Here is a 13,214-nt window from a genome sequence, read left to right as displayed (position 1 = left end):
TCGGCTTCGCGACACATATCCTTATTTGTTATGTGTATTTTTAATTCTTCCACTTGAGATTCACAAACGTTAGGGCGACATAAAAATAAAATAAAGCCCCCAAGCACCCTGCAACCAAAAACACATTAGACATAGGACTAAAAGCCAAGCCTATAACAATAAAAATAATACCTTTAATGGTCTCTTTTAGAGCATGAATTAAACACCAGCCCGCCATAGCAGAAGCGTTAACAGGGTCATCCCCCATAACCACCTGATTTAGAGCCGTGTTTGATAAAATCACTTTATCACGAAATGATGATGAAATTAGTGAGACCTTCTTAAGAAAGTGCGACGTAATAACCTCGCCTAACTTAAGAATAAGCCAGAATATAGCAGAGCCTAACACGCCCTGCATAATAGGAGGCAAACTCAAGACTTCGCTCATCAGCATCATTTTCTCCATACACATAACAGCTTATTGATCAGGATTCACAGTATCCAGATTGAATTCGAACCGTTAATCCATCAATAAAAAACAATCAATTTCATAAACTTATGTTTATTTTAAATTAAAGTCAACCTCAATATTTTATTGTAGAAAGCACGGCTGTAATTAATCGAGAATCGGTTAGCGGACATTCAGTCACACGCTGGCCAAAGTCCTCTCTATTCATTAAAACCGTAAGATACGCAACGAGCTAATCACATTAATACAACTAACTAGATTTTAGCATGTTTCTAATTCTGGCTTTAACTGACGCAGCTTCATCTCTTAAAGCCATTTTAATGAATTCATCCGCTTCATTTCGGTATTCCGGATAAGCCTTTGCTAACAAATAAAATCCATTATATGCCCAGGCTCTAACAAATTTATTTTTGTCTGTTATTAAAGGCCTGACAAAGCTTTCTACTTCACGTTTATACTCATGAGAGATTTTAATTGCATGGAATATTTGTAAAATATGGAGTTTCGCTTGCCAATCCCCTAAATGTTTTAAACACGCTAAAACCTCTTGCGATTCAGTTTCTGACAAAACGCAGCCATTATCGACATGTGTCTTTAAAAGCCACGAAGCCCCTTTTTGTAATTCTGGCTGTTGAAGCAATAAAATTAAGTCATTAACAAAGGCTAGCTCAGCAGATGTATTTTGATAAATAGCTTCAATATCCGCTTTTGATTTTCCATCCCATTGTTGAAGTAGAGCTTTCATAAATTAGCTTTGAACAAATAGGTTTATATATATCGTTATCTTAACTCGACTCGATGTTGTTAATAAACTGCGCCACATTAACTAAACGCTCACCAACAATAAATTGAATGGTATTTTTAACCCAGTCGGTGTGGATGTTTTTATAGTTTAACTTTGCCGACAACCACACGGTAACAATAAGCAATAGCACAGATGATACCGAGTAAAACCAAACCATATGCGATTCCAAATGTTGAAACAGCGCTATGCCAAACAATACGTCAAACCCAATAAATACATAAGCTAAATAAAAAGGCGTAGACATCAGCAGTAATTTCGTTAATTGCAACTTGTGGCAACAAACTTGATAGATATTTTTCTGTAATTCGTTGATTGGCTGTGAATAATCAACTTTAGCTATCAAAATAACTTGGCCGATATTTCCAGCTAAACCAATAATCGCAAAAACACTAAGAATCAAAGCCGATACCTTGGTGGCTGATAGCGTGAATTCCCCTTGTGCAATGTATTGCCCCAATAAAATTAAAATACAAAAAAACAGTACACTTTCAATAATTCGAGCCCATTTCATTGCTCTAAGTTGCTGCATTTGTTTATTAATTTTCATTTCAACCAAGGTTCTTTGATCTATAGTGATAGCTGCGGCGTTTTGGCTTTCTTGCTGAACCCAAGTATTTTTCATTTCGTCTAAATTCATGTTAGGACTCCTGTAACTCAAATTGATTTTTCAATTTTTCTTTAATTCGGCTTATTCGTGTAGCGACATTGGTTGTGCTGATGCCCAAGCTTTTAGCAATGCTGTCGTAAGATTCACTTTCTAGATAAAGCAACATAATCGCTTTATTTACCGTGTCGAGTTGTGCAATAAATTGATACAACTGCTTTATTTCCTCACTGCGCTCCCCTGCTGCAGGTTCGTCTGCAATATGTACAATAGATGCTTCACAAACATTGGCTTTATCTTCTCGTTTACTATCTTTTCGGTAGTAGGAAATGGCGACATTTAGAGCAATTCGGTACATCCAAGTAGAAAACTTGAATTCGTTGTTATATTTGTCAAACGACAGCCACATAGTTGTAAGTATTTCTTGAGCTAAGTCTTGCCTTTCATCAAGATTGTGACAATACGAATTGACAACCTTGTAAATAATACCTTTGTGCTCTTCCATTGCCTGAGCAAATAATGCTGATTTAGTTGTGTTCATGAACACTCTCTTACTTTGACTATTGTGTCTAAATATTCCTATCCCATCATGTTTCGGGTATTTGCTTAAACGCCGTTATTTGTATATTTAAACAGTTCGATATTCTATGTTTACCTAATTATTCGCATCTATATTGAAATAATCACAAACAAATAAAATTTTTATACGAAATATTTCAGATACACCTAATAAAGCAGAACCGAACGCAAACTTCAGTGCAACCTGAATAGTTAACCATAGCAGGAATGCTGGTATAGAAAGGCCAAATTCAAAGAGGATGGATAGATCTATCCAATTGTTAAAACTGGATCTTTTGTAAGATGAAATGCCCTGTTGCACACCTGCGCAAAGCGACAACGCCTAGGTTGCGCAGGCTAACAAACAGGGAGGTATCAGCAAACTACTTTCGAGTAGCTCTTAACATCCATGATGTTTTTTCATGGATACGCATACGATCAGAAACTAATGCTGCAGTTGACTCGTCATCTGCAGACTGTGCAAGCTTTAACACATTTCTAGAAGTTTTAACCACTTGTTCATGCCCTTTGGTCAACAAGTCAACCATTTCTTCTGAACTAGGCACACCTTCAACCTCTTCAACAGAACTAAGTTTTGCAAATTCTTTATATGTTCCTGGAGCAGCCACATCTAAAGTACGTATGCGCTCCGCGATATCATCAACCGCAACAGCCAGCTCAGTATAGTGCTCTTCAAACATTAGATGTAACTCACGGAATTGAGGCCCTGTGACGTTCCAATGAAAATTGTGTGTTTGTAAATACAAAGTGTAAGAATCAGCCAAAAGACGTTTCAAACCTTCAGCAATTTTGATTCTATCTTCCGTATTAATACCTATATCAATATCTGTCATTTTGCGTTCCTCGTTTTGGTTTAAACTGACAATACCCTAGCACATCTTCAAACCCAATAGTATTTGCAATATACCCTAGGGTACCCGATTATGCATTTTGTGCCACTTTGGTTATATTAAAGCCTTCTTCAGGGGTTGGAGCGATAAAATACTTTGTAACCTGCTCAAACATATCAGGTGTATCAGTTGCCGATCTTTCAGGCTGCTCTTTACGCCGTTTTTCAATCTGCATTAAGCAGACCTCATTTGAAAGGTCGATGTATACCAAATTGTGTGGAGCTTCGATCTCGGAAAAAATACTCCGAAACCAATCTCTTTGCGACACAGTATTTGCTGGGAAATCCATTACTACATTAGTTCCCACAGACAACATGGATTGAACAAGTTTTTTAATCTGCGGCTTAAGTAGCTTTGAATATTCAATATAATCATTTAGAGATGAAATCTTATTTGGGTAAAGCGACGCAAGCCACTCATCTTCGGAAAGCAAAACTGCGTTGCTTTTCTGTGCGACTTCGCTAGCCTTAGTCGACTTTCCAGCTCCCATTTTTCCACAGAAGAAAGTTAATGTACCTTTGTTCATCGTTGCGCTCTATTGTGATGTATAACGAGACTGTAGAAAAACCCTATTACAAAGCAACAATGCACCACAGTCTACTTACTTTGTTAAACTACTAACGACTTTCGCTTATTTTTTGCGACATTTCAACAATTTAATCCCAGCCGATTAGCCGAACTAAACATATTTTGCCTTTGTCTTAGCTAATGCCTGATTTCACCATAATTCACCAACTTTTCTATATTGTGTAGCAAACAATATAACTACCATTTGCCTTGTGCTTTTGTTTGACTACGCTGACCATTACAGGGGCTGAGGGCTAGATACCCTCGGCTAGCCGATTATATTTTACTTAACTCACCTGCGTCATTAAGAATAGGTTGTGCCCACTCATAAAATTCAGATTTATCGCTGTCCCAAGGCCACACACCGTCGGTAGTAGGCCAAATTAATTGCAGCATTTTAAAATCATCTCCGTTATTGAGCCACAAACCCCAACCGAGATATTCTTTGTAATGTGATTTATCAACTTCGATAAAGAAGACGTCGAAACCTCCAAGAAAATCAGAGTAATATTGCCCTGTTTCAAAGGTTTCACCAGCAAGCAACCGATCTTTATAATTATTCACGATAGAGTGAGCTAATTCTCTTTTTAAACCGACAATAATTAAGTCTGGTTTATTTTGCTTTTGGTTAATTCCGATCGAGTAAGTAAAAGAAGGCTCATTATCACCTTCCATGACGTTAATGATATGGCATCCATATTCTTCAATGTCATTTAATGCTTTTTGATCCTGCTTGTCCACTGAAGTCTCCGTTCCGAAAAAACTTGTTGGTGTCATTAACCCTTTTGACCGATAGAAAGCAAAAGAGCGTTCATTTGAACGCTCTTTGTAGTTTTTTAAAACAACTATCAGTTCGCTTTAACCCTATTCAACATTACAAGGATCAAGCTTCCAAATATTGTTAACATAATCTTGAATTGAACGGTCTGAGTTAAATTTACCCATAGTTGCTGTATTTACAATTGCCATACGCGCCCATTTGGCAGAGTCTTGATACAATGCATCAATCTTCTTATGCGCATCTGAGTAAGAAGCATAATCAGCAAGTGTCATGTAGGTGTCGCCATAATCTAATAAGCTGCGTTTAATTTCAGCAAGCTCACCAGGTTTACCAGGGGTGAAGTAGTCAGTATCAAACCAGTCTAATACTGCTTTTAACTCTTCGTTGGCGTAATAATAATCCCAAGGGTTGTAACCTTCAGCTTTTTTCGCTTTAACTTCGTCAACCGTTAAACCAAATATCACTACGTTATCTTCACCCGCTTCTTCAGCAATCTCGATATTTGCACCATCTAATGTGCCTATGGTGACCGCACCGTTTAATGCAAGTTTCATATTACCAGTGCCAGATGCTTCTTTACCGGCCAGTGAAATTTGCTCTGATACGTCAGCTGCAGGGATCATTTTCTCAGCTAACGATACTCGGTAGTTAGGTAAAAAGACCACTTTAAGTTTGTCTTTAATACGCGAGTCGTTATTAACTTTGTCCGCTACTTTGTTAATTGCATAAACAATTTCTTTCGCCATGTAATAACCAGGGGCTGCTTTAGCGCCAAAGATAAATACACGTTTTGGCATATCGTAGTCAGGGTCTTGCAATAAACGACGATATAAGGCCATTATATGAATTAAGTTAAGTTGCTGACGTTTGTATTCATGCAAACGTTTAATTTGAATATCAAACAGTGCTGTAGGGTCAACGTCGACATTGGTTAATTCTTTAATAACTTTAGCTAACTCAACCTTGTTATCATGTTTGATTTGCATAAATTCTTTTTGGAATTTTTTGTCATCCGCCAAGTCATTTAGCTTTTGTAATTTATCTAAATGTACTGGCCAATCTTCATCAACATGTTTGCTAATTAAGTTTGATAACGCTGGGTTACATGACTTCAACCAACGACGCGGTGTAACACCATTGGTTACATTGGTTAATTTACCTGGCCAAATTTTGTCGAATTCAGGGAACAAATCAGATTTAACTAATTTAGAGTGAATTTCAGCAACACCATTTACTTTAAAGCTGCCGATTACGCACAAGTTACCCATTCGCACCATTTTTTCATGGCCTTCTTCGATGATAGATAATTTACGTTTAACTTCATCATTATCTGGGAATGCTGGCTCAACAACCTCTTCTAAGAAACGGCTGTTAATTTCGTAAATAATTTCTAAATGGCGAGGCAATACTTTTTCAAATAAACGCACTGACCATTTTTCTAGCGCTTCTGGCAATAAGGTATGGTTAGTATAAGCAAATACTTTTTGGCAGATGCCCCAAGCTTTATCCCAATCTAATTCTGCCCTATCCACTAAGATACGCATTAATTCAGGGATTGCCACTGCTGGGTGGGTATCATTTAGTTGCATGACCACCTGAGCTGGGAAGTTGTCCCAATTGTCACCATGTGCGCGTTTGTAACGACGAATTATGTCTTTAATTGAACACGCACAGAAGAAGTATTGTTGAATTAAGCGTAACTCTTTACCCGCGTCTGTGTTGTCGTTTGGATACAATACTTTAGAAATGGTTTCAGCTTGTACATTCTCAACTTGTGCGTCTAAATAACCACCGGCATTAAATACATCCCAGTTAAAGAAGTCTGATGCACGGCTTTCCCATAAACGTAAAATATTAACTGTTTTTGCACCATAACCAACAACTGGAATATCCCATGGTACCCCTTTAATTATGCGGCCTGGGTGCCATTCTTTGTGGATACGGCCATTTTCATCGTATTTAGTTTCTACATATCCGTATAGCGGAATTTCTTGAATGGATTCTGGACGACAAATTTCCCATGGGTTGCCATATTCGCGCCATGAGTCTGGGCGCTCTAATTGACGGCCATGTTTAATTTCTTGGGTGAATAAACCGTGCTCGTAATGAATGCCATAACCAATTGCCGGGTACCCAAGGGTTGCAAGTGAATCAACAAAACATGCAGCTAAACGACCTAAACCACCGTTCCCTAGCGCCATATCTGGCTCTTCTTCGCATATTTCATTAAAGTCTAAATCTAATTGTTCTAATGCTTGTGCAGCGACTTCAGTTAAACCAATATTGGTTAGGTTGTTCTTTAAAAAGCGCCCCATTAAAAATTCTAACGATAAATAATGAACCGCTCGAGTATCTTTTTGAAAGTGTGTTTTTTGGGTTTTAGTCGCTCGCTCAAAAACAATTTCGTTAACTGCAGCACATGTTGCATTCCACCACGCTTTTTTGCTTGCTTTGTTTTCGTCGGTGCCTAGCGATACGTGTAAGTGGCGAACAACACATTCTTTAAATTGCTCTGGGGTCATACCAAATTGTGCAATGCTTGCTGACACTGCCGAAGCTGATTTTTTACGTCGAGTTGTACTTTTGGTTGCAGCTTTGGTTGAGCTTTTGCTCGCAGCGGTTTTGCTGGCTGACGCTGAAGTTTTTGATGTTGTTGTCTTACTTTTGCTAGTACGGCGTGTTGTAGTCATCTTATGTCCTATTCATAGAGTAACGGGCAATCCCGTTGTTCAAATGAAGTTGATGTTAATTTCACAACTTATAAATGAATGCATTACTCATTTATAAGTCAGTTACGCGCTCCGCATGCAGACTAAATGTTGATGTTTGGGAGTTAATCAAATAGTCCAATTTCGATTATTGTTATTATGTTTTGCGGCTAAATTTAACCAAATCTCAGCCAAATAGCCAGTAAAAATGTTATTAAACAAAGTTACTGGCCCACTGAATTGACCTTAAAGTCCAGCTTTTTTAAAGGTTTGGCTTACAATTTCTTGAGCCTCTTCAATTATCTGCTCTAAGTGTTGTTGGCCTAAAAAGCTTTCGCAATAAATTTTATAAATTTCTTCTGTACCTGATGGTCTTGCTGCAAACCAGCCGTTTTCCGTTACGACTTTTAAACCACCAATTGCTGCATTGTTACCCGGCGCGTGAGTAAGCTTAGCAAGAATTTTTTCACCTGCCAGTGTTGATGCTTCTACGTCATCAGCCGATAAATTCTTCAGTACGTCTTTTTGCGCTTTAGACGCTGGCGCATCTAATCGATTATAGATAGGCTCACCAAATTGGCTGACGAGTTCTTGATAAAGTTGCGCTGGGTCTTTACCTGTCACTGCGGTAATTTCTGCAGCTAGCAGCGCTAAAATAATACCGTCTTTGTCGGTTGACCATACTGAACCATCCATTCTTAAGAATGACGCCCCTGCACTTTCTTCGCCACCAAAACCATAAGTGCCTGAATATAATCCATCAACAAACCACTTAAAGCCAACGGGTACTTCTGATAAATTTTTATTTAGAGCATCAGCAACTCTATCTATCATGCTTGAAGAGACTAAGGTCTTACCTATGGCTAAACCATTGTCCCATTGTTTTCTGTGGGTATATAAATATTGAATAGCAACAGCTAAATAATGGTTAGGGTTCATCAAGCCTGCAGATTTAGTGACAATGCCGTGGCGATCATAATCTGGGTCGTTGCCCACTGCGATATCAAATTTATCTTTTAAGCCGATCAGACCAGCCATTGCATATGGTGATGAACAATCCATGCGAATTTTGCCATCTTTATCCAACGTCATAAATGAGAATGTTGGGTCGACGCTGTCGTTTACGACTTCAATATTAACACCATACGTTTGAGCAATGACATCCCAATATGCGATACCTGAACCACCTAATGGATCAACACCAATTTTTAAACCTGATTTGGCAATAGCATCCATGTCGATTACATTTTTTAAGTCATCGACATAAGGTTTAATATAATCGTATTCAGTAACAAATTCAGATTCAATCGCTTGAGTAAAATCAATACGTTTAACGTCAGCTAAACCACTTGCAATAATTTCATTTGCGCGCGCTTGCACAGCATTAGTAATATCTGCATCTGCTGGGCCGCCATTTGGTGGATTGTATTTAAAACCACCATCTTGTGGTGGATTATGGCTTGGGGTAATAACAACACCATCTGCTAAACCTCTCGTTTTCCCTTGGTTATAGGTTAAAATTGCATGTGAGATAACTGGCGTGGGTGTATAACCTCGGCCTTGTTGCACAACTACATTAATTTGATTGGCAGCAAACACTTCAACGGCAGTTGCAAATGCACACTCTGACAAGGCGTGCGTATCCATACCTATATAAAGCGGACCATCAATATTTTTTTCTGTTCTGTATTCAACCAACGCTTGGCATATGGCTGCTATGTGCGTTTCAGTAAATGTTGAATTAACCGAAGAACCTCTGTGTCCAGAAGTACCAAAACTTACGCCTTGTGCCGCCGACGGCTTATTTAAATAATATTGGCTAACTAAACGAGGAATATTTACTAGATCTTGACTTTGTGCTGGCTGACCAGCTCTCTCATGCAACGCCATGTATGACTTTCCTTTACGGTTTTGATTTTTTGATAGTGTATGTATCGTGACTTCAAGTTTTTAACTTGTATTATGTTATGCCTAAGTTGTACTGTTTACTCAGGTAAAACCCTACTTTGGGTGTGCCCTTTGTTTATATCTTAGCTTTGCTTAACAAACAAGAGGCATTTGAGTTTTTATACAAGTTGTATGAAGCCAGCATTACAACAGGTTCGATAAATTTAAAAAGTGTAAACTTTCACTTGGCTTGTTTAACTTAGGTAACACACCGAGCAAAGGTGCATCGATAGCTTGTTGAAGAGTTTCAATATTCTGTTGCATATATGGCATTTCACCATGTAGTGAATTAGCAACCCAACCAACAATTTTACAGCCGGTTGCTTTAATTGACTCTTGGGTTAACAAAGCATGATTTAAGCAGCCTAGTTTTAAACCAACAACTAAAATTACCGATAACTCTTGCTCAGCTACCCAGTCGGATAAATAATTGTTATTGCCCAAAGGTAATTTCCAGCCTCCTGCACCTTCAACCACTAAATAATCAAGGTGCTGTTGGTCAAAGTTTGCATAAGCTTGAGTTAAGCTTTCAAAGGTAATTTCAACACCAGCTTCAGCCGCTGCTATGTGTGGTGCAATAGCAGGCTCAAGTGCAATGGGATTCACCGTAGAATATTCAAGCTCGACATTGCTAGCCTGCTGCAATGCTAAGGCATCTTCGTTTTTGAACTGACCATCAATTAAATCACAGCCAGCAGCAATGGGTTTAAAGCCAGCAGCTTTGCCCTGTTTACTCAAGTAACTAACAAGCGCGCTTGAAAAAAAAGTTTTGCCACACTCAGTGTCTGTGGCGGTCACAAAATATGTTTTTCTATTCATAATTTATTGGTTAGCTTTATAGATACAACAATACAATGTTTGCCAACTTGCCGTTATATTTCCGGAATCTTTGTTTTTATCAACAGTAGTCAATTTCGGATATACATTTTCTAATTGCTGCAACTTAGCCCGTGTTAACGCATTTGATTTGTCACGATTAACCACTGTGTTTGCACCAATTGCTTTTAACTCTTTGAGCAGTGCTCTAACACTAGAATATTGGGTTTGATGGTTAACCACCTCAAAAACTGAGCAGCGGACATTTGCTTGCTCAATTTGCTGTTGAGCTTGCTCTATGGTTAAAAAATTATTGACGTGGTTATTCGAATCTAATGCAGCAAAAGCTTGTTTAAGTTCGCTTAAGGTGTCAGCCAACAAGGTCGTAAACACGATTTGACCACCCGGTTTACAAACGCGATAAGCTTGTTGCAATACTTGGGTTAAATCGCACCACTGCCACGCAAGCGAGGAAAAAACAATATCAAAGCTATTGTCGTCAAATGGCAATTGATGAGCATCAGCTTGGCTAAAATCAAATTGGCTAAACCTTTTTTGATATTCAACCGAGCTTTCGACCTTGTGTTGGGCAGTTTTTAACATCCCCGTTGAGATGTCACAGCCCAGGTATGTATTGCCACGAGCAAATCTAATTAAATTGGCTGTACCACACCCAACATCAAGCAAATTGGTTTCTGTTGATAACATCAAATATTTTGAGGCTTGCTCAATGACTGCAATTTGCAATTGTGCAGCACCATCATAACTGGCCGCAGCTTTAGAAAAATGCTCTGAGATAAGCTGTTTTTTAGATAACGACAATTTTACCTTCCTAGCTCTGGCTCGTGCTTAAAGTTAGCAGGCCGATTTCTAAAGCCTGTATGGCTTGGTCTATATCTGCAATGTCATGCAGAGAATTTATAGTAAAACGAATGCGAGCTTGTCCTTTGGGCACAGTTGGTGGGCGAATGGCTGTTGCCCATATGCCTTGCTTGCGTAATATTTTAGCTAGCTTGAGCGTATCTTCATTGCTGCCAATGACCACAGGTTTAATTGCACTGACACTCCCGCCACAAGACAAGCTTATCCCGAGTTTGTTGACACCATCAACAAAGTACACAACATTCTGTTCAAGCTTTTCTCGTCGCCAATTTTCACGGCGAATTTTAATAATAGCTTGACGAGTGACCTCAGCTAATATCGGCGAGAAAGAAGTGCTAAAAATATATGCTCGTGCTTCATTAACTAGATAATCAATTAACTGTTTTGAGCCTGCGACAAATGCGCCGCTTGTGCCAATCGCTTTGCCAAAAGTTGCGGTAAATATATCTATGTTATTCGCTGATATATTTTGTTTAGCTAAACTGCCCTGACCTTGCTCGCCAAATACACCTATGCCATGTGCATCGTCTAACATTAAACCTGTGTTATCTTGCTCTGCTATAAGCTGACAAATTGGCTGCAGTGGCGCACCATCACCATCCATACTAAACACACCTTCAGTTACAACTAATTTATAGTCGGCTGGTGTTTGCAATCTTTGTTGCAAATGCTCGATATCATTGTGTTTAAAACGCAAATTTTTCGCAGCGCTTTGTAGGCCACCATCAATTAAAGACGCATGGTTTAATTTATCTTGAATAATCAGCTGGTTTTGCTCTTTTAACAGTGTTTTTAATACCGAGCTATTGGCAGAAAAACCACTGTTAAATAACAAACAAGCATCAAAACCCAACCAATCACAAATTTCGTCTTCTAACGCTTGATGAGCAGCATGATGGCCATTGATTAACGGTGAGCCAGTGCTGCCCGATAAATTAGTTTCAAGCGCATTCATCCACGCAGATTGCAAACAACCAGACGCAGCAATACCCAAATAATCATTACCAGAAAAATTTAAATACTTTTGCTGGTTATGAACAATAAATTGCTGGTCGGTTGTAACTGTATTTTTTTGTCGATAAGCGTATTGAGCTTGCTTAGCTGCAAGCTCTTGCTCAATATAGCTGGGTAACATTAAACAGCAGCGTTATAAAACTGTGGCGTTTGTTGGCTTTCAGCAACCGCTTCAGAAATAGCTTGTTCTGTTACTTCGTCAGAATAACCTTGGCGTTTTTCTGGTTGAATGCCTAATTTAGCAAACAATTGCATATCGGTATTTGCTTCTGGGTTTTCAGTGGTTAATAGTTTTTCGCCATAGAAAATACTATTAGCGCCAGCAAAGAAACACATAGCCTGCATTTGTTCATTCATTTCAGTACGACCAGCAGATAAACGCACATGCGATTTTGGCATTAAAATACGTGCAACTGCTATGGTGCGAATAAATTCAAAATGGTCAAAATCTTCAAGATCAGCAAATGGGGTACCTTCAACACGAACCAACATATTAATTGGTACACTGTCAGGGTGTTGTTCTAAGTTAGCTAAGCTTTTTAATAAACCTGCTCGGTCTTTAGCTTCTTCCCCCATACCAACAATACCGCCACTACATACTTTCATGCCAGATGCTCGCACATTTTCTAAAGTGTCTAATCTGTCTTGAAAAGTACGTGTAGTGATAATGTCACCGTAAAATTCTTGTGACGTATCTAAGTTGTGGTTGTAATAATCTAAACCAGCTTGTTGTAAGGTGATCGCTTGTTCACGGGTTAACATGCCAAGCGTCATACAAGTTTCCATGCCCATTTCGCGCACACCTTTAATCATTTCAACTATGTAAGGAATGTCACGATCTTTTGGGTTACGCCACGCAGCGCCCATACAAAAACGTGTTGAGCCATTTTTCTTTGCAAGCTCAGCTGTTTCTAACACCTTTTGTACTTCCATTAACTTTTCTTTGTGTAGGCCAGTATCGTAACGTGCGCTTTGTGGGCAGTATTTACAATCTTCTGGGCATGCACCTGTTTTAATCGACAATAAAGTACTTACTTGCACTTCATTTGGATTAAAGTGTTGGCGATGTACGCTCTGAGCTTTAAATAATAAATCGTTAAATGGTAAATCAAATAAGGCTTGAATTTCTTCAGTTGTCCAATCGTGGCGTATTTCAGCTTGCATGCTCTTTTC

Annotated in this window: 13 protein-coding genes; all 13 read right to left on the bottom strand. The window is 38.8% G+C overall.

Going from position 1 to position 13,214, the window contains the following annotated elements; all coding sequences use genetic code 11:
• Positions 1-40: 40 nt before the first annotated feature.
• The 13 genes from DS2_RS16735 to bioB all read right to left on the bottom strand — a co-directional run bounded on the left by DS2_RS16735 (position 41) and on the right by bioB (position 13,205).
• Complete coding sequence (locus DS2_RS16735; protein ID WP_035016057.1) at positions 41-445, bottom strand: hypothetical protein; 405 nt, start codon at positions 443-445, stop codon at positions 41-43.
• Positions 446-698: 253 nt separating this feature from the next.
• Complete coding sequence (locus DS2_RS16730) at positions 699-1,193, bottom strand: hypothetical protein (RefSeq protein ID WP_035016056.1); 495 nt, start codon at positions 1,191-1,193, stop codon at positions 699-701.
• Between the two features lie 40 nt (positions 1,194-1,233).
• Positions 1,234-1,890, bottom strand: a complete 657-nt coding sequence (locus DS2_RS16725) for a hypothetical protein (protein WP_035016055.1) — start codon at positions 1,888-1,890, stop codon at positions 1,234-1,236.
• Between the two features lies 1 nt (position 1,891).
• Positions 1,892-2,398 carry an RNA polymerase sigma factor gene (locus tag DS2_RS16720; RefSeq protein WP_035016054.1) on the bottom strand — a complete coding sequence of 169 codons (507 nt, stop codon included), beginning with the start codon at positions 2,396-2,398 and terminating at the stop codon, positions 1,892-1,894.
• A 400-nt stretch (positions 2,399-2,798) separates the two neighbouring features.
• Positions 2,799-3,269: a Dps family protein gene (locus tag DS2_RS16715; RefSeq protein WP_035016053.1), complete on the bottom strand. Its 471-nt coding sequence runs from the start codon at positions 3,267-3,269 to the stop codon at positions 2,799-2,801.
• An 88-nt stretch (positions 3,270-3,357) separates the two neighbouring features.
• A complete protein-coding gene (locus tag DS2_RS16710; RefSeq protein WP_035016052.1) occupies positions 3,358-3,852 on the bottom strand; it encodes an AAA family ATPase in 495 nt (164 codons plus the stop codon).
• A 317-nt stretch (positions 3,853-4,169) separates the two neighbouring features.
• A complete protein-coding gene (locus DS2_RS16705) occupies positions 4,170-4,634 on the bottom strand; it encodes a DUF4262 domain-containing protein (protein ID WP_035016051.1) in 465 nt (154 codons plus the stop codon).
• Positions 4,635-4,757: 123 nt separating this feature from the next.
• Positions 4,758-7,196, bottom strand: coding sequence for a glycogen/starch/alpha-glucan phosphorylase (locus tag DS2_RS16700; protein ID WP_051479962.1), 2,439 nt, complete (start codon positions 7,194-7,196; stop codon positions 4,758-4,760).
• A 432-nt stretch (positions 7,197-7,628) separates the two neighbouring features.
• Positions 7,629-9,272 carry a phosphoglucomutase (alpha-D-glucose-1,6-bisphosphate-dependent) gene (pgm, locus tag DS2_RS16695; protein WP_035016050.1) on the bottom strand — a complete coding sequence of 548 codons (1,644 nt, stop codon included), beginning with the start codon at positions 9,270-9,272 and terminating at the stop codon, positions 7,629-7,631.
• A 201-nt stretch (positions 9,273-9,473) separates the two neighbouring features.
• A complete protein-coding gene (gene bioD / locus DS2_RS16690; RefSeq protein WP_035016049.1) occupies positions 9,474-10,148 on the bottom strand; it encodes a dethiobiotin synthase in 675 nt (224 codons plus the stop codon).
• Positions 10,149-10,151: 3 nt separating this feature from the next.
• On the bottom strand, positions 10,152-10,967 hold the full coding sequence (locus DS2_RS16685) for a methyltransferase domain-containing protein (RefSeq protein ID WP_051479961.1): 816 nt from the start codon (positions 10,965-10,967) through the stop codon (positions 10,152-10,154).
• A 10-nt stretch (positions 10,968-10,977) separates the two neighbouring features.
• Complete coding sequence (locus DS2_RS16680; RefSeq protein WP_035016048.1) at positions 10,978-12,162, bottom strand: aminotransferase class I/II-fold pyridoxal phosphate-dependent enzyme; 1,185 nt, start codon at positions 12,160-12,162, stop codon at positions 10,978-10,980.
• Positions 12,162-13,205 (bottom strand): biotin synthase BioB, encoded by a 1,044-nt coding sequence (bioB, locus tag DS2_RS16675; RefSeq protein WP_035016047.1) that lies wholly within the window; start codon positions 13,203-13,205, stop codon positions 12,162-12,164. Before bioB ends, DS2_RS16680 begins: the two co-directional genes overlap by 1 nt.
• Positions 13,206-13,214: the final 9 nt, after the last annotated feature.

The organism is Catenovulum agarivorans DS-2 (genome assembly GCF_000568405.1).
GTDB lineage: Bacteria > Pseudomonadota > Gammaproteobacteria > Enterobacterales > Alteromonadaceae > Catenovulum > Catenovulum agarivorans_A.
Note: the sequence above shows the minus strand (reverse complement) of the source record. Positions and strands in the feature narration are given on the sequence as shown.

Excerpts from the sequence above, each read along its gene's own strand:
- DS2_RS16735 (WP_035016057.1), bottom strand. The coding sequence starts at position 445 with ATGGAGAAAATGATGCTGATGAGCGAAGTCTTGAGTTTGCCTCCTATT.
- DS2_RS16730 (WP_035016056.1), bottom strand. The coding sequence starts at position 1,193 with ATGAAAGCTCTACTTCAACAATGGGATGGAAAATCAAAAGCGGATATT.
- DS2_RS16725 (WP_035016055.1), bottom strand. The coding sequence starts at position 1,890 with ATGAATTTAGACGAAATGAAAAATACTTGGGTTCAGCAAGAAAGCCAA.
- DS2_RS16720 (WP_035016054.1), bottom strand. The coding sequence starts at position 2,398 with ATGAACACAACTAAATCAGCATTATTTGCTCAGGCAATGGAAGAGCAC.
- DS2_RS16715 (WP_035016053.1), bottom strand. The coding sequence starts at position 3,269 with ATGACAGATATTGATATAGGTATTAATACGGAAGATAGAATCAAAATT.
- DS2_RS16710 (WP_035016052.1), bottom strand. The coding sequence starts at position 3,852 with ATGAACAAAGGTACATTAACTTTCTTCTGTGGAAAAATGGGAGCTGGA.
- DS2_RS16700 (WP_051479962.1), bottom strand. The coding sequence starts at position 7,196 with ATGACCCCAGAGCAATTTAAAGAATGTGTTGTTCGCCACTTACACGTA.
- pgm (WP_035016050.1), bottom strand. The coding sequence starts at position 9,272 with ATGGCGTTGCATGAGAGAGCTGGTCAGCCAGCACAAAGTCAAGATCTA.
- bioD (WP_035016049.1), bottom strand. The coding sequence starts at position 10,148 with ATGAATAGAAAAACATATTTTGTGACCGCCACAGACACTGAGTGTGGC.
- DS2_RS16680 (WP_035016048.1), bottom strand. The coding sequence starts at position 12,162 with ATGTTACCCAGCTATATTGAGCAAGAGCTTGCAGCTAAGCAAGCTCAA.
- bioB (WP_035016047.1), bottom strand. The coding sequence starts at position 13,205 with ATGCAAGCTGAAATACGCCACGATTGGACAACTGAAGAAATTCAAGCC.